Source organism: Psychrobacter sp. M4 (assembly GCF_055699795.1).
In genome coordinates this window covers 830,157-856,358 of record NZ_CM146740.1, presented here as the reverse complement: position 1 = coordinate 856,358, position 26,202 = coordinate 830,157, and the positions used below count along the sequence as shown (strand labels likewise).

Annotated in this window: 22 protein-coding genes and 1 pseudogene; 3 read left to right on the top strand and 20 right to left on the bottom strand. The window is 41.9% G+C overall.

Going from position 1 to position 26,202, the window contains the following annotated elements; genetic code table 11:
* Positions 1 to 63: 63 nt before the first annotated feature.
* The 14 genes and pseudogenes from ispD to ACR63N_RS03625 form a co-directional block, all read right to left on the bottom strand.
* Entirely contained in the window at positions 64 to 792 is a 729-nt protein-coding gene (gene ispD / locus ACR63N_RS03690; protein WP_367105357.1) for a 2-C-methyl-D-erythritol 4-phosphate cytidylyltransferase, read from the bottom strand.
* A 98-nt stretch (positions 793 to 890) separates the two neighbouring features.
* On the bottom strand, positions 891 to 1,199 hold the full coding sequence (locus tag ACR63N_RS03685) for an FtsB family cell division protein (RefSeq protein ID WP_367105356.1): 309 nt from the start codon (positions 1,197 to 1,199) through the stop codon (positions 891 to 893).
* A gap of 178 nt (positions 1,200 to 1,377) precedes the next feature.
* Positions 1,378 to 2,694, bottom strand: coding sequence for a phosphopyruvate hydratase (gene eno, locus ACR63N_RS03680; protein ID WP_367105355.1), 1,317 nt, complete (start codon positions 2,692 to 2,694; stop codon positions 1,378 to 1,380).
* Positions 2,695 to 2,903: 209 nt separating this feature from the next.
* Positions 2,904 to 5,252 carry a heavy metal translocating P-type ATPase gene (locus ACR63N_RS03675; RefSeq protein ID WP_472782481.1) on the bottom strand — a complete coding sequence of 783 codons (2,349 nt, stop codon included), beginning with the start codon at positions 5,250 to 5,252 and terminating at the stop codon, positions 2,904 to 2,906.
* A 375-nt stretch (positions 5,253 to 5,627) separates the two neighbouring features.
* Positions 5,628 to 5,852 carry a heavy-metal-associated domain-containing protein gene (locus ACR63N_RS03670; RefSeq protein ID WP_367105353.1) on the bottom strand — a complete coding sequence of 75 codons (225 nt, stop codon included), beginning with the start codon at positions 5,850 to 5,852 and terminating at the stop codon, positions 5,628 to 5,630.
* Between the two features lie 190 nt (positions 5,853 to 6,042).
* Positions 6,043 to 6,297, bottom strand: coding sequence for a heavy-metal-associated domain-containing protein (locus ACR63N_RS03665; RefSeq protein WP_472782480.1), 255 nt, complete (start codon positions 6,295 to 6,297; stop codon positions 6,043 to 6,045).
* A gap of 31 nt (positions 6,298 to 6,328) precedes the next feature.
* Positions 6,329 to 7,204: a 3-deoxy-8-phosphooctulonate synthase gene (gene kdsA, locus ACR63N_RS03660; RefSeq protein WP_472782479.1), complete on the bottom strand. Its 876-nt coding sequence runs from the start codon at positions 7,202 to 7,204 to the stop codon at positions 6,329 to 6,331.
* 191 nt (positions 7,205 to 7,395) lie between these two features.
* Complete coding sequence (locus ACR63N_RS03655; protein ID WP_472782478.1) at positions 7,396 to 9,030, bottom strand: CTP synthase; 1,635 nt, start codon at positions 9,028 to 9,030, stop codon at positions 7,396 to 7,398.
* Positions 9,031 to 9,220: 190 nt separating this feature from the next.
* Positions 9,221 to 10,063: pseudogene (locus tag ACR63N_RS03650) on the bottom strand (IS3 family transposase); the annotation flags it as partial.
* Positions 10,048 to 10,563, bottom strand: a complete 516-nt coding sequence (locus ACR63N_RS03645) for a transposase (RefSeq protein ID WP_367105913.1) — start codon at positions 10,561 to 10,563, stop codon at positions 10,048 to 10,050. The gene ACR63N_RS03645 and the pseudogene ACR63N_RS03650, both read right to left, overlap by 16 nt.
* Before the next feature lie 88 nt (positions 10,564 to 10,651).
* Positions 10,652 to 11,785, bottom strand: coding sequence for a porin (locus ACR63N_RS03640; protein WP_472782477.1), 1,134 nt, complete (start codon positions 11,783 to 11,785; stop codon positions 10,652 to 10,654).
* Between the two features lie 368 nt (positions 11,786 to 12,153).
* Positions 12,154 to 13,272 carry a porin gene (locus ACR63N_RS03635; RefSeq protein WP_472782476.1) on the bottom strand — a complete coding sequence of 373 codons (1,119 nt, stop codon included), beginning with the start codon at positions 13,270 to 13,272 and terminating at the stop codon, positions 12,154 to 12,156.
* A gap of 393 nt (positions 13,273 to 13,665) precedes the next feature.
* On the bottom strand, positions 13,666 to 14,793 hold the full coding sequence (locus ACR63N_RS03630) for a porin (RefSeq protein ID WP_472782475.1): 1,128 nt from the start codon (positions 14,791 to 14,793) through the stop codon (positions 13,666 to 13,668).
* Between the two features lie 596 nt (positions 14,794 to 15,389).
* Entirely contained in the window at positions 15,390 to 17,588 is a 2,199-nt protein-coding gene (locus ACR63N_RS03625) for a malate synthase G (protein ID WP_472782474.1), read from the bottom strand.
* 578 nt (positions 17,589 to 18,166) lie between these two features.
* On the opposite strand from ACR63N_RS03625, the gene ACR63N_RS03620 reads away from it, so the two are divergent.
* Positions 18,167 to 18,796: a MiaE family protein gene (locus ACR63N_RS03620; protein WP_367106441.1), complete on the top strand. Its 630-nt coding sequence runs from the start codon at positions 18,167 to 18,169 to the stop codon at positions 18,794 to 18,796.
* Positions 18,797 to 18,952: 156 nt separating this feature from the next.
* Here ACR63N_RS03620 and ACR63N_RS03615 read toward each other — a convergent pair whose 3' ends face one another.
* The 6 genes from ACR63N_RS03615 to mtgA all read right to left on the bottom strand — a co-directional run bounded on the left by ACR63N_RS03615 (position 18,953) and on the right by mtgA (position 23,531).
* A complete protein-coding gene (locus ACR63N_RS03615) occupies positions 18,953 to 19,153 on the bottom strand; it encodes a hypothetical protein (RefSeq protein WP_367106434.1) in 201 nt (66 codons plus the stop codon).
* 61 nt (positions 19,154 to 19,214) lie between these two features.
* Complete coding sequence (locus tag ACR63N_RS03610) at positions 19,215 to 19,697, bottom strand: hypothetical protein (RefSeq protein ID WP_367106433.1); 483 nt, start codon at positions 19,695 to 19,697, stop codon at positions 19,215 to 19,217.
* Between the two features lie 123 nt (positions 19,698 to 19,820).
* Positions 19,821 to 20,069 carry a hypothetical protein gene (locus tag ACR63N_RS03605; RefSeq protein WP_367105343.1) on the bottom strand — a complete coding sequence of 83 codons (249 nt, stop codon included), beginning with the start codon at positions 20,067 to 20,069 and terminating at the stop codon, positions 19,821 to 19,823.
* Between the two features lie 98 nt (positions 20,070 to 20,167).
* On the bottom strand, positions 20,168 to 20,347 hold the full coding sequence (locus ACR63N_RS03600) for a hypothetical protein (protein WP_367106432.1): 180 nt from the start codon (positions 20,345 to 20,347) through the stop codon (positions 20,168 to 20,170).
* A gap of 136 nt (positions 20,348 to 20,483) precedes the next feature.
* The gene (ppk1, locus tag ACR63N_RS03595; protein ID WP_367106431.1) at positions 20,484 to 22,715 is read right to left on the bottom strand and encodes a polyphosphate kinase 1; all 2,232 of its coding nucleotides are present in this window, start codon (positions 22,713 to 22,715) and stop codon (positions 20,484 to 20,486) included.
* A 114-nt stretch (positions 22,716 to 22,829) separates the two neighbouring features.
* Complete coding sequence (mtgA, locus tag ACR63N_RS03590) at positions 22,830 to 23,531, bottom strand: monofunctional biosynthetic peptidoglycan transglycosylase (protein ID WP_367106430.1); 702 nt, start codon at positions 23,529 to 23,531, stop codon at positions 22,830 to 22,832.
* Positions 23,532 to 23,683: 152 nt separating this feature from the next.
* Here mtgA and ACR63N_RS03585 point away from each other — a divergent pair, with 152 nt between their 5' ends.
* Entirely contained in the window at positions 23,684 to 24,052 is a 369-nt protein-coding gene (locus ACR63N_RS03585) for a glutaredoxin family protein (RefSeq protein ID WP_367110960.1), read from the top strand.
* 215 nt (positions 24,053 to 24,267) lie between these two features.
* Positions 24,268 to 26,034 carry an L-lactate permease gene (locus ACR63N_RS03580; RefSeq protein ID WP_472782473.1) on the top strand — a complete coding sequence of 589 codons (1,767 nt, stop codon included), beginning with the start codon at positions 24,268 to 24,270 and terminating at the stop codon, positions 26,032 to 26,034.
* Positions 26,035 to 26,202 lie beyond the last annotated feature (168 nt).

Below are 26,202 nucleotides of genomic sequence, written 5' to 3'. Positions count from 1 at the left end.
GACAAGAAAGGACTTTATCGAGGGGAGATAGTATTGTCAAAGGGTAATAACAGAGTGAAACGACTAAGACTGCGCATCAAGTATGGCTGTCAATAGTGAAGCATCACTTGGATAGGTCAGTTTGATATTTTGACGGCTACCAGTGACTAAGCGTATAGGCATATCTAAATGCTCAAATGCGCTGGCTTCATCCGTAATAGTAAGTCTGTGCTTAGCCACATAAGCTAATACTTGGCGTAGTTGACCGATTCGAAACACTTGTGGGGTTTGCGCTTGCCATACGGTACTACGATCAATAGTACGTTTGATATACGAAGAATTGCTATCTTCAGAGATAGACTCAGCTGTAGATAAATTATAGGACTCTTTTAAAGTATCAACAGCAGGAGCGGCTAAAATAGCACCGTAAGGCTCTAGTATAGCCGCTTCGATGACTTGATCGATATCAGTACTAGGCACAGCGGGACGTGCTGCATCGTGAATGAGTACTAAATCCTCTTCATTAGCACCAGCATCTGCTATTGCTCTTAAACCTGCATATACTGACTGCCAGCGCTCGTTACCACCGATAGCATAAGAGACGGGAAGCTTAAAATTGAGAGTATGAGCAGTGCGATCATCTGCGGCTATGACTAGCAAACAACTATGAATGTAACGACTACAGCCGAGCCTTGCGACACTATGCTGTAACAAGGTTTGACCTTGCAAAGAAAAATACTGTTTGGGCGTATCGGTACCAAAACGGCTGCCGCGACCAGCCGCTACAATCATAGCGTATATACGAGGTTGCATACTTATATCTTTACCTCACAATATAAAGGTAGCTAAGAATATAGACAGGATCATAGATAAAGAGAAAACGGTTTATAGTATGCCATTGTAATTGACGTCTAATTACGGCTATGAGTAGTTGGTGCGGTTGAAACTTGTACAAAAGTTTCATTAGGTTTTATGAGCCCTAAGTCTAAGCGCGCGTGCTCCTCTACGGCTTCAAGACCGTTTTTTAGATCATGAACATCAGCTCGTAGTAAGTTGTTTGCAGCTACTTGACTATCGTTTAAGCGCTGCTGCTCTTCAATTTGAGTTAGTAATTTATTACGCTCAAATCGACCGTTTTCTCCCCACCAATACTGGTATTGCAGCCCTAATAGCACGGCAACGGCTAAAGCTAGTAGCATAAACTGGCTAAAGTATTTCATAATAAAGCGGCGCCAAACAAGAAAGTAAAGTATAAAAATTAGCATAAAACATAGGCTAGGCAACACTTATAACACGTACAAACAGAACGGTGCTATCTGTTTATGTTACCTAGCGATTATCAGAGCCAGCTGGCAAAATTAAACCAAGGGTTCTAGATACTTTGTCTATCAAAGTTTTTTAACCACGTAGCCCAATAAATTCATCTGCGCCACGATAGCTTGCCCGTACTTGCTGTTCGATACGTAGCAGCTGGTTGTACTTCGCTACGCGGTCAGAGCGGCATAGTGAGCCAGTTTTGATTTGTCCTGCTGCCGTACCAACCGCTAAATCAGCAATGGTGCTATCTTCGGTCTCTCCTGAACGATGCGAGATGATCGTTGCGTAGCCATTTTTCTTTGCCAAATAAATAGCGTCCAAAGTTTCTGATAGTGTGCCGATTTGATTAAACTTGATCAAGATGGCATTGGCAATATGCTTATCAATACCTTCTTGTAGAATAGCCGGATTGGTTACAAACAAATCATCACCGACCAATTGTACTTTATCACCAATCTGCTCAGTCAAGTATTTCCAGCCATCCCAATCAGACTCATCAAGACCATCTTCGATAGAGATGATTGGATATTGACGCGTCAAACCAACCAAATAGTCGGAGAACCCTTGGCTATCAAAAGCCTTATTACCCTCGCCTGCCAAGATATACTGACCTTCTTTGTAAAACTCACTGGCCGCGCAGTCAAGCGCTAAGTGAATATCCTTGCCGGCTTTATAACCTACTTGTTCAATGGCCTGCATAATAACCGTAATGGCTTCTTCATTACTACGTAGGTTCGGTGCAAAACCGCCTTCATCGCCCACAGCAGTATTTAGACCTTGTGATTTTAGTACTGACTTTAGGCTATGGAAAATCTCAGTACCTGCTCGTAGCGCTTCTGAAAAGCTGGTAAAACCAACCGGTTCAATCATAAACTCTTGAATATCGACAGTATTATCAGCATGCTCACCACCATTGAGAATATTCATCATCGGTACAGGCATAGTAAGCGAGGTTTGATCGCGCAGGTCAGCAATATACTGATGTAGAGGCAAACTCTTTGCTTGAGCCGCCGCTTTAGCCGCTGCCAGTGACACGGCAAGCATTGCATTAGCACCTAAATTATCTTTGTTATCAGTACCATCAAGAGCGATCATAGCGTCATCAATGCGCTGCTGCTCAGTGACATCAGTATTTAAAAGCGCACTACGAATCTGGCTATTTACATTGGCAACAGCCTTTTTGACACCCTTACCCATATAGCGGTTTTTGTCGCCATCACGCAACTCTAAAGCTTCGCGTGAGCCTGTTGAGGCACCACTTGGTGCAGCAGCACGGCCAATAATACCATCAGCTAAGATGACATCAGCTTCGATCGTTGGATTGCCGCGCGAATCCAAAATCTCACGGGCACGAATGTCTTTAATTTCAGTGGCGTTTTTTATTTCTTCAGCATACATAATGTCTATTAATTCCTTTGGTCATGCCAGGTTTTTGGGATAAAAAAGGGAAACTAAACTAATAATACTCGGCTATAGTGCATGGCATCATAGCATATATTTTACCAAACATCCCTTATCTTACACCAACTTACGACCAGAAAACTAAGTCGCACCCTGTTGTAGGTTATTATTGTTTCATTTAAATGCATATAATGTGAACAAACCTATTATGCTTGCGTTTTTGCTAGATGGTTAGACTTGGTGTTAGAGACAGATACGGTATTGTCAAGCTCGACCTCCGTCTTAAACTGGGTTAAACGTAGCGCATTCATAAGTACTGAAATTGAGCTTAGCGCCATAGCAGCGGCTGCAATCATAGGATTTAAAAAGCCAAAAGCGGCAAGCGGAATACCAAGGGTGTTGTAAAGAAAAGCAAAGAATAAGTTTTGCTTGATGTTGCGCAACGTGGCATTCGCAATTTTTTGTGCGGCATCAATGTGCATAAGCGACTCACCCATCAGGCGAGCCGATGCACTATGCTGCGCTACATCGGTACCTTCAAACATAGCAAAGCTGGCATCTGCTGTAGCCATGGCCGGGGCGTCATTGACACCGTCTCCTGCCATAGCTACTTTGTGACCTGCCGTTTGCAGTTTAGCGATTTGACTGGCTTTGTCGCGGGGACTCATTTTACCGTAAGCCTCTTTGATACCCAGTTGTCCTGCTACATGATCGACTACGGACTGCTTATCGCCACTCATCAAGACCACATTAATACCAGCTTGTTGTAATGCGTCAATAGCCTCTGGCGTATCCGCTTTTAAGTCATCGGCTAAGGCAAAAGCACCCAAAGGCTCATCATTGATACTGACCGCAACGGTACTGGCAATTTGCCATACTTTTGGCATCAGCTTTGGTAGGGTTAAATTGGCAAACTCTGCTGTGCCAACCTTTACTGTGCCCAGACCTTCAATATTCGCTTGAATGCCAGCGCCTTTAACGACACTGACATCAGTAACCGTTAATAAAGACAGTTTACGCGCTTTTGCAGCGTTGATGACAGCAGTGGCTAAAGGATGACTGGCGTGGGCTTCAACACTGGCCGCGATCTGTAAGACCTCATCATCCGCTATTGACTTGTCAACCATGACCCGATCAACGAGAGTAGGCTTACCTATTGTTAAAGTACCCGTTTTATCAAGTACTACCGTATCTATATTACCAGCCGCCTCTAAGCTTTGCGCGTCTTTAAACCAAACTCCATGACGCGCGGCGACCCCCATGCCCGCCATAATAGCGGCAGGTGTCGCAAGACCAAGTGCGCAAGGGCAAGCAATAACTAGTACCGATACGGCGTGCATTAAGGCGGTATCCACCATACCAGTCAGCCACCATGTCAGCCCAAAGGTAATCAGAGCGATAGTAACGACAACAGGGACAAAAATAGCCGTGACTCTATCGGCAAGGCGAGCCAAATTGGCTTTTGAACCTTGGGCATCACTCAGTGCCTGCACCATATCACCAAGCTTGGTATCACTACCTTTAGCGCGTACACGATACAGCAAACTACCATTTTCGACTAGTGCTCCTGCTAATAGCTCATCGCCCTCTTCTTTTTTGAGCGGTACCGACTCGCCTGTTAAATGACTCTCTACACACCAGCCACTACCGCCAATGACTACACCATCGGTAGCGACGCGGCTGCCTTGCTTGGCACGCAAAATATCATCTATTTGCACATCTTGTAGCGCCACGTTGTGAAAGTCGCCATTAGGCTGCTGCTGCTCGACCTCATCAGGAGTTAAAGATAACAATAAATCGATACTGTTGAGACTATGCTTTTTGGTTCGCTCCTCAAGATATTTACCAGTACGGACAAAGGCGATAACCATGACCCCTGCTTCAAAATATACGCCAGGACCGTGGTGAGCTGCGCCTTGTAGCAAACTATCTAAACTACCATCACCGTGCGTTAGCCATAGATAAGTTGAATAGGCCCAAATAGTTACCGTACCGATGACAACGAGCACATCCATATTAGCAAGACCACCTTTAATAGATGCCCAAGCGCTCTTATAAAAAGGTAGCGCTAAACCGAACTGTACGATAGTCGCTAGGACAAACTGTAGCCAAATCGGTGGCATCCAAGCCATACCAAAACCCGTCAGCATACCTGCCATACCCACTAAAAATGGTACTAAACAAACCCACAGTGCCAGCAGACGCCATGGCCATTTGGTAGCTGTATCTTCGTCAGTCTTGGCAAATAAGTCATCGCCTGCTTGCAAATTAGCAACAAACCCAGTCTTATTGACCCATTCTGTCACCTGTTCAGGTGTGGTCTGCGTAGGATCATAATCTACATTAGCCGTCTCACCTGCAAAGCTTACACTCGCCTTGTAAATCGCAGACTTTTTACCGAGAACTTTTTCAATTCTGGACGCGCAAGCCTGACAGGACATGCCATCAATCGCCAATTGCAGGTGCGCGCGCTCAGGCTCAAGCTGAGTCTGCGACTTAATATCAGTCTCAACATCATAGGATTGATTATCAGCGGTATGGACGGATTCATTCATAAATAAAGCTCGTGATGACGATTGTAAAGACGATTGTAAATAGGCATGATTTATAAGCTATCAAAGCATATAAGTAGGGTACCTAAAAAACTTATACAAAACCGTTTAGTCCCTGTAGTAGCAACATTACTAGGATGCATATTTAAATGTTAAATACTTATTTTTCGTTATATGAAAAAATATAATGATAGCTATTAAATGGTCATGGTTACTGCTAATTCAAGGACTTTAACCTAAACAAGATAATCATCTTATTATTACAGTGAGTCTGTTATTTAACCTACATGAATCAGCAGCAGCTATTTTTCGCTAACAAAAAACCAGCTATAAAAGCTGGTTTAGTATTAAGCTAACGAAAAGCTAAATGAATCAAAATTAGGAATTAGCGACCGTAGCATCGAAGCCCGCTTCGTCAATAGCAGCGGCAATTTTCTCAGCGCTAGTTTTGCTGTCGTCAAAAGTAACCGTTGCTTGATTGTCTTCAAGATCGACACTGATAGTATCTACGCCTTCAATATCACCAGCTGCTTTATGGACACTAGTCACACAGCCGCCGCAGGTCATACCATCAATTTTAATAATACGGGTTTGGTTTGCCATGTTAGGCTCCTTATTGTTATTTATATGAGTTAAAAAATTAAAATTATTACAAATCAAATAATCTAATATTTACGTTAAGCTATATCTACTCTAACATCAAGCCAGTTTAGTAAACACTTTATAATTAGCTTAGTAATTATTGAGGTAAAACGTAACTGTATTCTTTATAGTTAACCGTCACTGTCTATGGTTAATCATGATAGCGAGGATTTTGCGGTGCATCGATAGGATACGGCTGGGTAACATAATCTACCATACTGATAGCAGCAGTAAACGCATGGATACTGGTGTCTGTATCATCATATTTTATCAGAGCCGTGCTACTTGCAGGATCCAGCTCAACTGCAGTGACGCCATTGATGTTTTTTAGCGCAGTCATAACGCTCTCTACCCCTTTAGCATCATCAATATTTTCGATGCTTACTTTGGCCATTTTAATCGTCATAAACTTCTCCTTTTAGTATGCCTGCCCCTCATTAGTGAGTATCTAATACCGCAAATCCTTTTACTAGGTCATCGATCTGCTTTAACTGACGTAAAAATGGCTCTAGCTGGCTTGTGCGTAAGGCACAAGGGCCATCGCATTTAGCGCTTTCAGGATTCGGATGGGCTTCTAAAAATAATCCTGCTAGTCCCGTTGCCATACCTGCTCGTGCCAAAGTAGTAATCTGTTCACGGCGCCCGCCTGCACTATCACTACGCGCGCCTGGTTGTTGCAAGCTATGGGTCACATCAAAAAACACAGGCACATCCATCTGCTTCATGGTATCAAAACCTAGCATGTCAACGACTAAGTTGTTGTAACCAAAGCTACTTCCGCGCTCGCACAGAATAAGCTTATCATTGCCAGCCTCTAAGCATTTATTAATGATATGGCTCATCTCATGCGGCGCTAAAAACTGGGCTTTTTTGATATTAATAATAGCACCGGTCTTGGCCATCGCTTCTACTAGATCGGTTTGGCGTGATAAAAAGGCAGGCAATTGGATAATATCGGCAACCTCGGCTACTGGCTGAGCTTGATATGGCTCATGGACATCAGTAATAATCGGTACTTGGTATCTTTCTTTGATTTGCCCCAGCCAATCTACGCCTTTTTCTAGTCCTGGCCCGCGAAACGAGTGCAAACTTGAGCGATTGGCCTTGTCAAAACTGGCTTTAAACACATAACCAATACCTAAGCGCTGACAGATATCAATATATTGCTCAGCGATCTCGAACGCAAGCTCTTTTGATTCCAGCACATTCATGCCGCCAAATAACACAAAAGGTTGATTATTACCAATGTTGATAATGCTATCGTTGCTACTTTTAAGTTCAATATGCGACTGTGCGGCTACTAAATTATCCATAAACGAATTACCCTCTTTATTGTTGTACGTGTTTTTATCATATTGTAACTGATCGCTGAATAAAAAAAACAGCGCAAGCGTAATTGGATGTCACTGCTAAGAATAAGCGCTATAAAAAAAGACCAATCCGTAGATTAGTCTCTTCATTTTTCATAAAATCTCATTGTTTGAAATATAAATGATTTAGGCTATTATTTAGCTTCGCTATAATTTTTTGCCGCTTTGACAAAGCTATTGAACAGCGGATGACCACCTCTGGGCGAGCTGGTAAATTCAGGATGAAACTGTACTGCGATAAACCAAGGGTGAGAGCCAATCTCAACCGACTCCACCAAATGCTGTTTGGCAGAGTAACCTGAGATGCTCATACCAGCTTGTTCAAGCGGTTCAATATAGCGGTTATTCATCTCGTAACGATGGCGATGACGTTCGGTTATATTGTTAGCGCCATAAATTTGAGCAAGCTTGCTACCAGCAACCAGTTCCGCTTGCTGAGCACCCAAACGCATGGTGCCACCAAGATCTGAGTTATCAGTACGAATTTGCAGCTCGCCGCGCTCGTCTAACCACTCCGTAATCAGACCAATAATAGGCTCGCTACTTTTACGATCAAACTCAGAAGAGTTGGCATCGATACCCAATACATTACGCGCGTATTCAATGACCGCAAGCTGCATACCCAAGCAAATACCTAGGTAGGGAACGTTATTCACACGGGCATAAGTAATCGCTTTAATTTTACCTAGCGTTCCGCGCTCACCAAAGCCGCCCGGTACTAAAACACCATCAGCTTGACTAAGCTGATCAAATAAAGCGTCATCACTCTCTAAATGTTCAGCATCAATATAGTTAATATTGACTGCCACCTTATGAGTGATACCGGCATGTAGCAAAGCTTCGTTAATCGATTTATAAGCATCAGGCAGCTCAACATATTTGCCGACCATGGCCACTGTGAGAGTGGACTCAGGATTGAGCTGCGCTTCTACCACCTTATCCCAGTCGCTCAAATCCGCTTCTGGTAAATCAAGACCAAAACGCTCACAAATAAGATCATCAAGATCCTGCTCATAGAGCGTACGCGGTATCTGATAAATGCTTTGAGCATCTTCACACATGATAACCGCGCGCTCCTCCACATTGGTAAATAAGGCAATCTTGCGGCGGTTGTCAGGTGAGATATGGTGATCTGAGCGACAAATTAAAATATCGGGCTGCAGACCAATTGAGCGCAGCTCTTTGACTGAGTGCTGAGTAGGCTTGGTTTTAGTCTCGCCGGCGCTAGCGATGTAAGGCACTAGAGTTAAATGCATAAGCATGGCTTTATTGCGACCCAGCTCAACCTGCATCTGACGCACTGCTTCCATGAAAGGTAGTGACTCGATATCACCAACAGTACCACCAATCTCAATAATGGCGATATCGTAGCCTTCACCGCTGGCTAATATTTTACTCTTAATCTCATCAGTGATATGTGGAATAACTTGTACGGTACCGCCAAGGTACTCACCACGGCGCTCTTTATTTAAGACGTTTTGATAAATACGGCCACTGGTAAAATTGTTGCTTTTACTCATCTTAGAGCGGCGCAAAAAGCGCTCATAATAGCCCAAATCCAAATCTGTCTCCGCTCCATCTTCGGTGACAAACACCTCTCCATGTTGAAACGGACTCATAGTACCTGGATCAACGTTGATGTACGGATCCATTTTCGTCATAGTCACGCTGACACCGCGTGCTTCTAAAATAGCAGCAAGAGAGGCTGCGGTAATACCTTTTCCTAGTGAGGACACTACCCCACCGGTCACAAATATAAACTTGGTCATAGTACTCTATCGGTAGTTGGTAAAGAAGGATTCTACTAAAAATATGCTATAAAATATAGAGCAAAACCTAAACTTACCTAAATTCTTAGGTCTTAGACGCCGTCTATAAGAGCTTTATTACAGTCATTATTGTCTATAAAAAAGCTTACCCTAAAGGTGAACTGACCCCCTAAACTTGGACAGTTTAAGTTTACATCAAGGACTGAGTTCTGTACTTTACAGGACTCAGTCCTTTTAGTTTAAGTTGAATTCTCTCATGATTATAGTAGTGGATATACTCATGAATCTGTTGCTCTAAATCCTCAATGGTATTCGGTTTCTCAATATAAATCGTCTCACATTTGAGCGTACCAAAGAACCCTTCCATCAATGCATTGTCTAAGCAATTACCCTTACGGCTCATACTTTGGTTAATATGATTCGCTCTAAGCGTACTTGCAAACGGTTTCATTTGATAGTGCCAGCCTTGATCTGAATGCAGGGTGAGCTCCTCTTTGCGCTTTGCAGGTATGTTTTTAACGGCACGCTCAAGCATCTGTTTGACTAAGTTATAGACGGGTCGTCTTGAAAGCTCGTAGCTGATGATCTCATTGTTGTAGCCATCGAGTATGGGTGATAGATACAACTTATCACTACCAACCTTAAATTCAGTAATGTCAGTAAACCATCTGCGATTAGGCGCACCTGCTCTGAACTTACGCTTGACCCTGTTCTTAGCTATAACGCCGCACTGTCCTTTGTAGGATCGATACCTTTGTCGTCTGATTCTGGCAGTCAGCTTAAGCTGTCCCATAAGCCTTGCAACCCGCTTATGGTTGACCTTTAGTCCTTCATTCTTAAGTGTCTGAGTGATTCGACGATAACCATATCGACCTTTATGCTGGTGGTAGATATCACGGATGCGCTGTTTCAAGGGAGCGTATTTGTCTTTATCCCAAAGACTCGCTCTATGATAGTAGAAACTACTCCTTGCAAGCTTTGCTATGGTGAGTAAGTCAGATAACACGTGCTGTTGTCTTAGTCCTTCGATGAGCCTTGCTTTTTGTCTGCTTGTTCCTCCGCTCTGAGCAAGGCATCGAGCTTTTTTAAATACGCATTCTCCGCTCGTAGATACTCGTTCTCACGTTTGAGCTCTGCTAGGGTCTTGTCCTCATCAGGTTTGTCTGTGATAGGAGAGGTCATAGGATTACTACCTTTATATTTAGAGGTGAGTCCAGACATACCGTAGTGTCGATAAGCGTTGTGCCAGTGGCTAATAAGCGCAGGTGAGCTGATAGTAAACCTAAGGGCAGTTTCAGACTGACTTAGTCCTTCTGATAACATCACAGCGAGCACTTTATACTTAAAGTCGCTACTGTATTTAGTCCTATCGACCTTAGGCTTGATAGCGTCTATGCCACCATGTTGATATTGCTCGACCCATTTGCTGACAAACCGCGGATTTACAGAAAACTTCTCACTGGTAGCATGTCCGCTATGTCCTTGCTTGTAGTATGCTATGACTTTGATCTTAAAGTCTAGATCGTAACGCATAAAATAACCCCCATAAATTGTGTCCAACTTATGGGGGGCAGTTCAAAGGATAAGCTTTTTTACATCTCTCTAATACCGCAATCCTTGTTTAAAAAAGATATTCTATACCAGCACCAGCAGCGAACACCTTAATATCGGCGACCGAATTGGTAGGATCAGTGGGGCTAGTATAATCTGCTGAGTTTTGACCAATATAAGCGTGACCGATGATATTATCTTTAAAGTTGTACTCGCCGCCAACTACTATCTGGTCAGAATCATTATTGCCGATACCGTTTAGATTCTCAGTATTATTGTATTGCACATAAATAAACGCTGGACGATTAAGGTTGTTCAAGCCAATCTTACCACTTAGTATTAGACCTTTTTCTTTATCAGAACCTGCAAAATCATAGTCCGCTTGCTGATATACCGCTCCTAAAGTTAAAGGGGTGGCTATGTTTATATATTTATCTACATCGACAGTGACTGCGCCGCGAAAAGCGTCGCCGCCATAGTTTATGCGACCTTCAGCATTGTCGTCAGTAATAAAATCTAAAGTTTCAATGCTACCACTAGCCTCGATATCTTTACTATAAGCAATAGCTGCCGTATAGCCCGTCCCTTGATCTAGCTTTAACGCTGCCCCGTAACCTTCTTCGCCATCCTCATTATCAAAACTTTCATCAGCTGCATACTGTAGTACCAACTGTAAATCTTTATATTCAGGAGCAATCCATAAAGCTGAGTTACTTGAGCGCGTATAATCAAGCATGTTTAGGGCAGAAACTCCACCATTATCATTAAGTGTTCTTTTCCCTAAATTATCCCAGTAAGCTCTATTAAGGATAGGATCGTACAAGTAGCTAAAAATAGAAGAGTTACGCCCAACACGCAGCTCACCATAGTTGTCGTTTTTTAAACCTAAATAAGTATCGCGGCTTTGTAAGGTTCCACTATCATCACCGTCAATATCGATACCGTACTCCAATCGATAAATGACATCAGTATCAGTGGTTATCGCTTCCGAACCTCGTAGGCCTATACGCGAAAAATTTGAGTTTATTTGTAATTCGTCTATATCAGAGTCATTAGGACTCTCAATATTACCTCGATCATCATAATCAGCTTCACCATTGACATAATCACTAGTCAAAAAGGCTTTACCGTATATCTCTGGAGCAGCCTCAGCCACTGGTACCAACAGAGTCATTACTGCTGTGGCTAAAAGTAATTTTTTCATAGTGAATCTCTACTTATGGTTTGGTTTTTTTGTAATTTGATTATCAAACAAGCCATTGTTGACAAATACTAATGGCAAATAATAGGATCAAGAGATCAAAAACTGATCTGTAGCTTTTGTAAAAAATTATCCTATGGATAATATTAGGTGTCTTAACTATAACTACATTACGAAAATCAACATCTGACTCTATAACCTATCAAGCTTGAGTATCGGCTACAAGAATATCAACTTTGAAATATTTTGCAATACTTATTTCAAACTGTCATTTACGGTTTTTTATTAATAGATTAAAACCCTGCTAGCAGGGTTTTATAAATATAAAACAGTTCTTATGATTCTGCTGCCAGAAGTTAATGTCTTAAGGTTTAAAATTTATATTCTAAACCGCCGCCTATGGCAATAACCTCTGACTCGCCATTAGCAGCAATTAACATCTCATTACCGTCTGCATCTCTACTAGATCCCAACACTCCTCGGACATTTTTAGCTTTATTGTAGCCTGCATAAGCATGAGCAATAATGTTGTCTTTAAAATAATACTCACCGCCGATAACGTATTGATCAGATTTAGCATCTCTAATACCCGCCAAGTCATTGCCTCGGTTATACTGTGCGTATACAGCGGCTGGACGAGAAAAGTTATCTAACTTTAGCTTGGCACTAACGATAAAGCCATCTTCAGTTATAGGTTGGTCGTCATAATCAGCTTCTTGGTATAGCAGTCCAAGGGTCACCGGCACGTCGGTTATATTAGCCATATCATAAGTGACAGTACCACGCAGGACTTCTCCTTCTATTTCAAGATTCTTATCAAAAGCAACGCTAGCAACAAGACCATCTTGATCATAAGTCACATAACCACCGTAGCCTTCGCTCTCTTCACTATCAGAGCCATCAAAATCTTCATCAGCCTTGTACATGACAAACATCTCAAGCGGTAGGGTTTCAAACTCAGGAGACGTCCAAAAAGCAGCGTTTGAAATACGTGGTATCGTCTCTGTCATATTAAGCGCCCGCACCTCTCTTTCTTGGTCAGATAGCGCATTTCTACCTAAGTTATCCCAGTAGCCTTTGGTGACAACGACGTTGTTAATCAAGTCAATTGGCGTCCAATACCTACCTAGTCTCAGCGTACCTAAATCCTTGTTACTCAAACCTAGATAGTTACTACGATTGGCTAAAGATACCTGCTCATTACCATCAAGACTTATCGCAAACTGGAGCTGATAGACCACATCGGTGTTCTCAGTTATCGCCTCCGAGCCCCGCATACCGATAAATGATTTATAAGTATTGATGCTATTGGCATCACCATCATAACTGCCATACTGTTCTGGATCTGGATTGTCTGCACTATCAGGTGTAAACTCTCCTTCAGCATAGTCAGCTACGACGAATAAGCGTCCAAAGAAGGTAGGATCAGCAGCAAAAGTTGTTGATGTACATGACATAGCTATCAAGGTCGCCAGTAAACTTTTTCTCATAAGACCAAGCTCCAAATTTTAGATCTTCATTTAGTAAATAATTAAACATTAGTAATGAGGTATCCAAAAAATACTTTGCAGATACGAAGAAGATGAATTAACAAATAAAACTAATATTTTGGTAAAAATAACAATATACAATACTATGAATATAAAATAATATATAAACGAATAAGAAATCAAGATTTAATTAAAAAAAATTCAGATTATATTTATATAATGAAGATAATCTAAATATAGATTTTCACATTTTACATATAATTAGATTATGTATTTTAATAACCTAGCTATTATTCTTTTTCTTAAAATACGTTAATTCAACAAAAAATCTCAACAAAAAAAACTCACCCCGAAGGATGAGTTTTTAGCATGATATCTACACTATGCTTTGAACTAGAATAAGTATTCTAAACCACCACCGATAGCCCATACATCAGCATCAGTAGCACCACGATCAGCTGAGTTGATACCAGCATAGGCATGAGCAATCATGTTGTCTTTGTACGAATATGTACCACCTACCACAACTTGGTCTGAGTCTAGATTGTCAATACCGCCAACGTTTTCAGTATTATCGTATTGAATATAAGCAGTAGCTGGACGAGCAAAATTATTTAATGCCATCTCGCCACTAATCACGAAAGCTTTTTCTTTTTCAGCGTCATTAAAGTCATAGTCTGCTTGCTGATACAGTCCAGCCAATACTACTGGATAAGCGGTGTATTTTCCTAGATCAATACTAGCAGTACCACGAATGATGTCGCCACCTGGTCCAAACTCAAGTTGCTCACCATCAGGGCCTTCAATAGGATCACCAGCAGCGTTTAGAGCACCTCTTACATCATTAAGGCTCATGTCTTTATCATAAGCGATACCGGCTGTGATACCCAAACCTTGGTCAAAAAATAACGAAGCGCCAAAACCACTGTCGCCATCATCGAAGCCCTCATCAGCGCCATACATTAAAGCTAGCTCTAATGGTAGATCTTGATATTTAGGTGCAATCCACACTACTGAATTATTGATACGTGTACCATCAGTTAGAGTAAGTGCTTCAGCAAGAGAGTCGCCTCCACCAAGACTGCTAGCCCCGATATTGTCCCAATAACCTTTGTTACGCGATACGTTATTGATATAGTCAACTACCGAATAGTTACGACCGGCACGGAATTCACCATAGTCTTTATTGACTAATCCTAGATAAGTATCACGAGCATTAAGCGTACCACGATCACCATCAACATCGATACTGTACTCTAACTGATAAATGACATCCGTATTACCAGTTAGTGCTTCAGAACCTTTAAGACCGATCTTTGAACCCGTTGAGTTAATCTCTACCGTGTCTTCGCTTCTATCGTCACGTCTAGTACCATCAGAGTTAACAGCATCACTTGGGTAATCTATTTCGGCGTCAACATAGTCAGCATGGACAAACGCTTTACCGTATAGCGTTGGTGCGGCATTGGCTGCAGATACAGATAGAGCAGCGATTGCTGTAGCCAAAAGTAACTTCTTCATGGGGTATCTCCACTTTACAATTTTAGTAATAAGCGCGCTATTATTAGCTGGTGCTCATAAGGGTATCGTCACAAATCTTCAAAGGTATAACGTGTAACTGGCTACCAAGATTAGTCAGAAACAAGTGTGGCGAGGTGCTATTACCGTAAGATGAAAAAAACCATGACTTACACAACTAAGATCAACGTTGTAACTGTTATGTAAACTTAGGTCTTCATCGCTCTAGTATGTAACATGCGTTACCAAACTCATACTTCGGCTTTAAGCATAACAACTTTGAAATAATTTGCAACATGTTTTTTGAGCTTTAATATAAGTTTTTTAAAAAAGTCAATACAAACAAAAGTTTAACAAATGTTACGTATAATTATAAAAAAACACCAGCAACCTTTGTAAAGGCTACTAGTGCTATTGATAAAAGTAATTAGCAGATTATAAAGTAAAGTTAGTAAAACTAATTAACCAATCTTAATTATCATTCATAACTTTATAAAAAATATTATGACGATAATTTTAGTTTAAAAATCAATGACCATTAAGCTTATGACTAACGCTCACTTATACTCACATAGTAATAAACTACTAATTTGTATGAGTTAAACACCTGCTTTTAGATCAAGGCGTGCTTGATGCAGTAGCGGCTCAGTATAACCACTAGGCTGCTCGCGACCTTTAAAGACTAGGTCACAGGCGGCTTTAAAGGCGTAAGAATGTTCAAAGTCGGTGGACATGGGCTGATAGTCAGGATCATCAGCGTTTTGTTCGTCAACCACTTTTGCCATGCGCTTCATTGCCTCCATGACTTGCTCTTCGCTGACCACATTATGATACAACCAGTTGGTAATATGTTGACTTGAGATACGCAAAGTAGCTCGATCTTCCATCAAGCCAACATCATCGATATCGGGTACTTTAGAGCAACCAACGCCTTGGTTAACCCAGCGTACCACATAGCCTAAGATGCCTTGAGCATTGTTTTCAAGCTCTTGCTGCTTCTCTTCTTCCGTCCAGTTGGTATCTTTGGCTAGGGGAATAGTCAAGATATCATCCAAGCTGGCGCGCTGGCGCGATTTTAGCTCATTTTGGACATCAGGCACGCTTACTTGATGATAGTGCATACTATGCAAGGTTGCACCCGTTGGCGATGGTACCCATGCCGTATTAGCACCTGCCTTGGGATGCGCCGCTTTAGTATCCATCATCTCCTTCATCTCGTCAGGTTTTGCCCACATACCTTTACCAATCTGAGCATGACCTTGCAGACCAGTCTCAAGGCCAATATCAACGTTCCACTGCTCATAGGCGGGTAGCCATGCCTGAGATTTCATCTCGCCTTTTGGCACGAACGCTCCAGCATTCATACTGGTATGCATCTCATCCCCTGTGCGATCTAAGAAGCCAGTATTGATAAAGATAACACGCTCTTTAGCTTGACGAATGGCCTCTTTAAGATTGACCGTCATACGGCGCTCTTCATCCATAATACCTATCTTTAGGGTGTTGCGCTCAAGACCTAATAGATCTTCTGAGGCGTTAAATAGATCATTGGCAAATTTTACTTCATCAGGGCCATGCATCTTGGGCTTAACGATGTACATAGAGCCTTTACGAGAATTTGACAACTCGCTTTTGCCCTTGAGATCGTTAAGAGATAATAGCGGTGTAATGAGCGCATCCATAATACCTTCAAAAATCTCTTCCTGCCCTTCACCTACATCCACTAAAATAGCGGGGTTTTGCATCAAATGACCGACGTTACGCATTAGTAGCAGTGAACGGCCAGGCAGTATAAGCTTACCGCCCTCTGGAGTAGTGTACTCACGATCTGGGTTTTGTTTACGCGTACGCGTTTTGCCGCCCTTCTCAAAAGTCTCTTGTAGATCGCCATTCATAAGGCCAAACCAGTTGCGATAAACCTCAACTTTTTCTGCAGCGTCAACGGCTGCAACAGAGTCTTCACCATCTTGAATAGCGGTGACAGCTGATTCAAGTAGGATATCTTTGATACCAGCAGGATCGTCTTTACCTACTGGATGGTTGCTATCAATTTGAATTTCAGCATGCAGATTGTTGTTTTTTAATAAAACGCCAGAAGGACTCTGTGCATCGCCCACGTAACCCACAAACTTCTCTGTATTTTGCAATTGAGTACTGTTATCACCTTGCACAATCTCAAGCTTGCCATCAACCACTTTAAAGCCAGTAGCATCAGTGTATGAACCAGAAGCTAGTGCAAAGTTATCATCTAAGAACTCTTTAGCATAAGCTACGACCGCAGCACCGCGCGTGGGATTATAGCCGCCCGTCGCTTCTTGACCGTTGTCTTCACTAATGACATCGGTACCATATAAAGCGTCATATAAACTGCCCCAGCGCGCGTTGGTGGCATTTAGGGCGTAGCGCGCATTACGTACGGGTACTACCAATTGTGGTCCTGCAATGTGCGCAATCTCATCATCGACGTTTTGCGTAGTTACTTTGAAATCATCGCCTTCTGGGAGCAAGTAACCGATATCTTTTAAGAACTGCTTGTAAGCAGGATAGTCAATCATGCCCTCTTTGGCAGGATGGTCTAAGTGCCACTGGTCAATCTTGGCTTGCATCTCATCGCGAATAGCTAATAATTTCTTATTACGCGGTGTAAAATCTTTAATGACTTTTTCAAAGCCTGACCAGTAACGACCTGAATCAATACCAACCTTTGGTAGGACTTCATTTTCAATAAAATCATACATCTGCTGGTCAATAGCAAGAATGCCTTTTTGGATGCGATTGGCATGAGAAGCTTGACTCATAGTAGTGTCCTTATTCTGTTTTATTTATGAGGGGTATTAGCGTTTGTCAGTTAAGACAGTACAAAGATAATAATTAAGCAAATAATCAGACGTCAATTAACGCCTAGTAAATAACAATCAATACTAAAACAAACTATTATAAAAGCAAAATCTCATCGTACTATCAAATAATGAAATAAACAAGCAAAGGGTATTTAGTAGAAAAATACTGATGTTATATGAAAGCGATACTCTATAAGATATAGGGTTTAGAGGTCATAATATGCTTGCTTAAAAAGATGACTTAAAAGTAAGATTAAACTGTAAGCAATTATTGCAAGTTAGCTACCGCCTATTATATTGCTGCTATTTATTTAGACTATTGAGTAAAAACGAATGGTATAAGCACTGTTATAATAGTCCTATTAAAAACATTCATCTGATGTCTAATACAATCATAAGTTAATAAAGTTTAATAAATTATGAATACAAATCGGCAGTATGAAACCATTAAAAAGACTACTAAATACAACCAAGAAACCTTAATACAGTATGAGTCTGCTAGTGAAAATAGTCTTGATAAAGCAGACAGCAACGATATGATAGAATTACGAGCGCCTACAGTAGTAGATTTAACCCCTATTTATGAGTTTTTGGGTAGTCGTACCACGCAAGCATGGCTTGACGCTGCCATCAGCAATTTACCGCTTATTATCCAAGATCACGCTAACTGCGAAAAAAAGGCCGCTGGTACCGCCATGAACCTTATGTTTCGCTATGAGTTCTCACACGACTTACAGCGTAAGTTAGCGCAACTAATACGCGAAGAGATGCTACATTACGAACAGGTACTGGGTATCATGGAAGAACGCGGTCAGGAATGGCAGCATTTAGGAGCTGGACGCTATGCTAAAGGTATGCTCAAACACAAACGCACTTACGAGCCAGCTGCAATGATCGACGTACTGATTATAGGCGCTTTTATTGAAGCTCGTTCTTGTGAGCGTTTTGCCGCTCTAGCAGCGATTATAGACGATGAGCGTCTAGCAAAGTACTACCGCTATTTGCTCAAATCAGAGAGCCGTCATTTCGAAGATTATCTGACTTTAGCTCAGTCCTTATCAAAGGACAATATTGATGAGCGAGTAGCCTTCTTTAAACAAGTAGAGTCTGATCTCATAACTGAACCCGATAGTGAGCTACGTTTTCATAGCGGCATACCTGCCTGACCCTCAAACCTATATCATCGATTAACTATATAAACGATGATTTTCGACAAGTAAAGCCCAAAAAGCAACAACCATTTGTCAATACCAAAGATAGTGGCCGTTGCTTTTGCATATCAAACGTCTGTTATATTATAAGTATCTATATACTATTGCTAATTACTTTTTATGTTCAGTCACATTGTTGTCGTACTGTTTGACACTTTTTGCAACATCATGAGGATCATGATCTTCAGTTGCTTCTTCAGCTGCTGCCGGATTAACCTTTTGTAAGGCATCATCGGGAACCAAACCATCATTATTGTCCGCATCTTTTAATTTATAGTTCTCATTATCGTCCATGTCCTTAGGCTTACTCATCAGATCTCCTTATTATTAACATGATAATATTATCACTGTGTTTTAATATTATCCTATTGATTTAATCTTCTTCATCTGGCGTCAATGTACGTGTCTGTGCATTGTTGACCGTAGCATAACGATTTCTATCAGTTATCTCGTCACTTTGCTGCTCTTCACTACCCATAGTTTCTTCATTAACGTTTTCATCAAAAGGTGAGCTACCTTCTTGATCACGACGATCAGGCTGGCGAGCTGGGTTGTCACCATCGTAGACATGTTCTGACTCAACAACGTCTTCTTCAAAAGTGTCTGTACCTTTTTGAACCGTTGTATTCTCTTCAATCTCTTCTCGGCTCTCATGAAAATCATCATCGCTAGTTCGTAACATAGCAGCATCTTCTGTGGTTGTATCAGAGACAGAAGCAGATTTTTCATGTTCAGCTAACGGCTTAGTAGTTTCTTTATTGCCGATATCATTCGTAGTTTTTGTATCTACAACGTCTTTGCGACTCTCATCATCACTAATATGAGTTTTTGTAAGGGCGGGATCTTTAGTTTCCATATGTCAACTCTCCATAAAACCATTGAGCTAGTAATAAGCAAGTATTGTCTTTCTATTCTTCTATTGTACGTTCTTTGATAATCTATGTTCTATAGTCTACAAATAACTTAAAAATGTATATGACTAGATATCATTGCGACCTAAATTATCCACATTTAAATCGCCAACGTTCTTACCACCGGGTGGTAAATTTTCTTCTTTACGTGGATCAGCATAAACTTCATCGGTCTCTTGCGAAGCTTGCTCAGGTCCGTCTATCTCTGGGTCGTACTTACGGCCTTCATAGCTGTCCTTTGGATTCTGTGTTTTCACACCTTTTGGATCATCTACTGGCACGGCTTCTTCAGTGTTGTTATCATTTTGCGTTGTCATAGCTTATCCTTTGCAACGTTAGAGAGTTTATGAAAATAATAATAGCGTTTGAAACTTACTAAATCGTGTACTCTAAGATATGTGCTTTTCCGTTTTAGCTACTTATCAGTACGAGCATTTTCATCAATAAAAGGTGCTCTTTGATCTTCTGTAAGCGTTTCAGGCTGCTCTTCTTGCTGGTTATCTTGCGCATTTTGCAAGTTATCTTCAATTTCTTGTACATTAACTTGGTTTGCTGCTTTTTCAACGTCTGAAGTATGGTTATTATCATTACTCATTACAAAGCTCCTTTATCTATATTATTTATGTGTTTCACCCAATTATAGATATCTTATCAGCAGTTGCACTAGTGGACTGCCGTATCATTATGTGAATATATGTGAGGTTAAAAGGCAGTTTGTAACTCTCTTTTATTCATCCTGACTCTCCAACACGATTAATAGTTTTTAGTAGATAGTCTTGAGCAATATGCGCAGTTTCTCCCTCACTAGGCTGGGTTTGATACCAACGTCCTGTACCCTCTAGCACCCAAGCTTTTACGTTATCTTGTAGATAATTTTGTAGACCGTCTTGATATATTTGCTTAAATAGTCTTTTGTCTTCGATAGGAAAAGCCACTTCAACGCGGTGAAATAAATTGCGATCCATCCAGTCTGCACTACCGCAGTACAACCGCTCATCACCGTCGTTATAGCAATAATAAATACGCGTATGCTCCAAAAATCGTCCAAGTATAGAGCGTACCGTAATATTCTCAGACAGCCCCTGCACTTGGGGTCGCAAACAACAAATTGAGCGTAGGATTAGCTCAATTTTGACGCCCGCTTGTGAGGCATCGTAGAGCTTGTCAATCAAGCGCCGCTCAGTAAGGGCGTTGACTTTAACGATAATATGAGCACGCTTACCTGCCTTGGCATGAGCAATCTCATCATCAATGAAGCTCATCAAAGCATCGTGTAGAGTAAAGGGGGCGTGTAACAGCTTTTTTAGATTGGCAGGTTTGCCCATACCGGTGAGCTGCTGGAAGATTTTATGAACATCTTCTGAGATATCAGGGTCGGCGGTGAACAGTCCGTAGTCAGTATAGGCTTTGGCATTACCAGCATGATAATTACCCGTACCCAAATGCACATAGCGACGAATGCGATCCTCTTCGCGGCGCACGATCAGCATCAGTTTGGCGTGAGTCTTGTAACCAACGATACCATAGACGACTACCGCGCCGGCTTCTTGTAGATAGTTGGCCACCGCGATGTTGGAGGCTTCATCAAAACGCGCGCGCAGCTCGATAATGGCAGTCACCTCTTTGCCATTACGAGCAGCAGCAGCTAGCGCCTTGACGACCTCTGAATTGGTACCTGAGCGATACAAGGTTTGCTTAATCGCTAGTACTTTAGGGTCACTGGCGGCTTGCCACAACAGATTGGTGACTGGTGCAAATGAATGAAACGGATGATGCACTAGTACGTCGCCTTTACGCATAGCGGCAAACATACTGGTAGATTTTTCAGGCTTATCCATATCGCGGCGAAAGGCTTTGGGGATGACGTGCGTGAAGGGCTGATAGCGCAGCGCTGGGATATTAAAATCAAATAGTAGCCGAGTAAGATTAACCGGCCCATTGACGCGGTAAAGCTGGTTGTCATGTAGCTCAAACTCATTGAGTAGATAATCGCTGATCTCGGTTGGGCAATCAGTGGTGACCTCAAGACGCACCTTATCACCAAAGCGGCGGTTTTCAAGCTCACCCTCAAGCGCTTTTGCCAGATCATCGACATCGTCTGCCAGATCTAAATCAGCATTACGCGTCAGTCTAAACTGATGACAACCCGTGACATTCATCCCCGGGAACAGCTCACCAATATGTTCGTGAATAACGGCTGAGAGCATGACGTGATGCTCCTTACCATCAGTCAATTCGTCAGGCAGACGTATCACTCGCGGCAGACTGCGCGGCGCAGGAACAATAGCTAAATTAATATCGCGGCCAAAAGCATCTTTGCCCTCTAAGCTTGCAATAAAGTTCAGGCTTTTATTGACCAGTCTTGGAAACGGGTGCGAGGGATCGATACTAATGGGCGTGAGTACCGGCGAGACTTGTTCGGTAAAATAACGCTGCATCCAAGCTGATTGATCGCTATTTAACTCATCGCGTTTTAGATAACGAATATCCGCTTTGGCAAGCTCAGGCAGCAAATCTTCATTTAAAATCCGGTACTGCTCATCAATAGCATTATGAGCAACCGCTGATATTTCATTTAAAATCTCGCTTGGACGCATGCCATGAGGACTATTTGCCACATCGCCCAGTCTAAGCTTTTGCATGATACCCGCTACTCGAATCTCAAAGAACTCGTCCATGTTCGATGAGAAGATAATCAAAAAGAAGAGACGTTCAAGCAGTGGATGCAGTGGGCTGGCAGCTTGAGCCAATACTCGTTTGTTAAACTCTAATAAAGATAAGTCACGATTGATATAGCTGCTCGGCGAATAACTGCCATCATCAAGACGTTGCCAAGCGATCTGTGTTAAATGATTACTCTCTTTAGTTTTGTTAGATTCAGTTTTAAGGGTTTTCGCTTCATTGTGGTTTTTATTATCTATAACCTCAAAGTTTTCATTATTCTTATTATTTGAATATGCCATGTTATAGCTCCTTAACTTTTCTTAAAAGTTACTTCTTGCCGATCATTCTCCATACTACTGTCATTTATATTAACCTAATTAGTATTAGCCTAGTTATAGTATAATTCAGTTAGGTTAAGTCGGTGCAGGCAATGTCGGTGCAGGCAATACGGCATTGTTCATACGTTTTTTGACAATACGCTGCTTGTTACGTAGACGTCTATCGCCTTGGTTATTTTCGTAATACTTAGGATTGGTCAGCATACTAATCAGGAGTGCTGACTCGTCACGATCAAGATCAGCAGCAGATTTGTCAAAATAATGCTGGGCTGCAGCCTCAATGCCATAAATGCCGTTACCAAACTCTGCCACATTAAGATAAGCAGTCAAAATTCGCGTTTTATCCCACAACGTCTCTATCATCAAGGTAATAATGGCCTCTTCGCCTTTACGAATGTAGGAGCGATGCGAGGTCAAAAATAGATTTTTAGCCAATTGCTGGGTAATAGTAGACCCGCCAGCTGAGGCTTTGCCAGAGGCTTCGTTCTTTTTCATCGCCACCTCAATACCTTCAAGATCAAAACCATTATGCTGATTAAATTTCGAGTCTTCACTGACGATGGCCGCTTGTTTGGCAGACTTAGCAATGTCCTCGTACTCTACCCAAGTTTGCGTCACCTCTCCGCCCGTCAAGCGATGGGTAAGCATAAACATACTGTTATTAATGGGCATTATTTTCCACATCAGTAGCAAAGATGCTACCAACACATGAAAAGCGACTACTAGCAGCATGAACGCTAATAGTATTCGTTTGATAAATTTGCCAAAACTGGTCATCCGCAAGATTCCGAGTGGTTAAATAAGAGACTATAAAGGTATAAAGATAAGAAATAGCCTGTCATCTTACCTAATCTCACAATCTCTGTCATTATTGAGACGATTTCTTTATGATATAAAATTGATAGCCTCTAAAATGCAAGAGTACAGCAATGAGTATAAATATAGACCACTACGAACATACAAACACACGGGTAGATTCATCTGTGAACGAGCTACGTGCCCGTATCGCTACAGCCATACCAAATTTAGATAAACCCCGCCTTGCTACACCAAATGCTCAAAACAGCGCTCAAGATTGGTGGCTGCTTGGCACCTCAGGATGTCACTTATGTGAAGTCGCTGAGCAAATACTAAAACACTTGCAAGCGGTGGAGCCCATTACTTATCGATATGTCGACATTGCAGACTTCGATGAAGCGCTAATGATGGCGTTTGCAACCAATATTCCGGTGATCCTTACCAAAGACCAACGCTTAGATTATCCTTTTTCGGTGCTAGATTTGCAGCAATTGTTATAAATCTTTGCCTACTTTCATCTTAAAGCCTTGTTTCTCAAAATCCTGTTATCAATACTTTACTATTGTAAAATTAAAACTTTTGCTATTTTGACTAATGGTCAATACAGTAAATTGACCAGTTAAGGATCGTTATTATTTGAGCTCATAAACCTGCCCCTATGATCAGTCCAATATCGCTTATGGATCTGAGCATTTATCAATAAGGATTGTTGATAATGTATACCCTTCTGGCTCTTTCTCCGATTTTAGTCGTTCTAGTTTTATTGGTCGTACTGCGTTTGCCCGCCAAAATATCTATGAGCATTGCCTATTTGGTGACCGCTTTGCTAGCTTTATTTGTGTGGCAAGCCAGCGGCGCTCAAGTGGCAGCTGCTACTGTAAATGGAATTATCGTTGCCCTTACCCTCTTATTTATTGTATTTGCCGCTATTTTGTTATTGAACACTTTAAAAGAAGGCGGCGCTATTGTCGCTATTCGTAAAGGCTTTATGGACATATCACCCGATAGGCGGGTTCAGGCGATCATTGTGGCTTGGTTATTTTGCTCAATGGTAGAGGGTTCATCAGGATTTGGTACGCCCTCTGCTATTGGAGCACCGCTGCTTTTAGCGTTAGGTTTCCCTGCCATGGCCTCGGTCATGGCTGTGCTGATTATTCAGTCGACACCGGTATCATTTGGCGCTGTCGGCACCCCTATACTCCTTGGAGTTTGGACAGGTATCGACGATAAGCAAGATATAACCCAGGCCATCGCCCCGCTCTCTCCAGAGAACTATCTATTACAAATCACGGGTAATGTTGGCCTTATTCATGCACTAGTCGGCTTTTTAATTCCGCTCATATTAAGTGCATTCTTAACCCGATTCTTTGGTGAAAAACGCTCCTTTGTAGAAGGGCTTAAAGTATGGCCATTTGCCATCTTTGCAGGTCTTAGCTTTACCGTTCCTTACTTCTTAGTAGCTAAATATTTAGGACCTGAATTTCCCTCTTTAGTCGGTGGTTTTATCGGACTGATGATTGTACTACCTGCTGCTAGGCGTGGATTTTTGATGCCTAAAGATACTTTTACTTTTGCGCCGCGCGCTGATTGGGATAAGGACTGGCTGGGCTCGCTAACAGAAGAGACTTACGATGATACTATTGCCCCAAAGTTCTCTTTGGTTCGTGCATTCTCTCCTTATCTCATCGTTATCGCTCTATTGATTATCACTAGAGTCATCGCCCCTCTCAAAGCGTTTTTAACGGGGGATGTGACTACCATCGAATTTGCTAATCTTTTCGGTACGACTATCTCTAGTAAAGTGCAGCTAGCCTATTCTCCAGGCGCTATTTTAATTATTAGCTCTTTGTTATGTATTTTACTATTTAAGATGAATGGACAGGCGGTCAAACGCAGTTGGAGCAGTTCGGCAAAAACTATGGTTGCCGCCGCACCCGCTTTACTATTTTCAGTACCTATGGTGCAGGTATTTATTCATTCTGGTTCAGCTCTCGACGTCGCTAATGCACTACCAGCCATGCCTATATTGTTGGCTGAAAGCGCGGCTGGGGCATTTCAAAATACTTGGCCGCTCGTTTCTCCATGGATTGGTGCGATGGGCGCCTTCATTGCTGGATCAAATACGGTTAGTAATATGATGTTCTCCTATTTTCAGTGGTCAACGGCCAGTCAAATAGGTCTCGACACCAACCTTGCCGCACAAGTCGTTGCTCTACAAGCGGTGGGCGGTGCTGCTGGTAATATGATTGCTGTGCATAACGTGGTCGCTGCTTGCGCTGTAGTCGGCTTGATGGATAAAGAAGGTTATGTTATCCGCAAAACATTACTGGCAATGACTTATTATGTGGTACAAGCCGGACTCATTGGTATGGGCATTATCTTTGGTGAGATGTGGTGGTGGGCTTTAGCCGTTATCTGGCCTCTAACCTTTTTTGGACTGATGTCTTTTAGCCAAAAACCCGCTACTAAGAAAAGCCATTGACTGCAATGTTGCTGGTAAAGTCAATAGTAATACCAATAGCGATACAAGCTATCGCTATTAATTTATTTTTAATAGCATTAGGTTAAAATGACAGCACGATTATAATAACTATCGCAATAACTATTATATAACTGTGATTGACTATGATAAAAAGTAGAAGATAAAGGA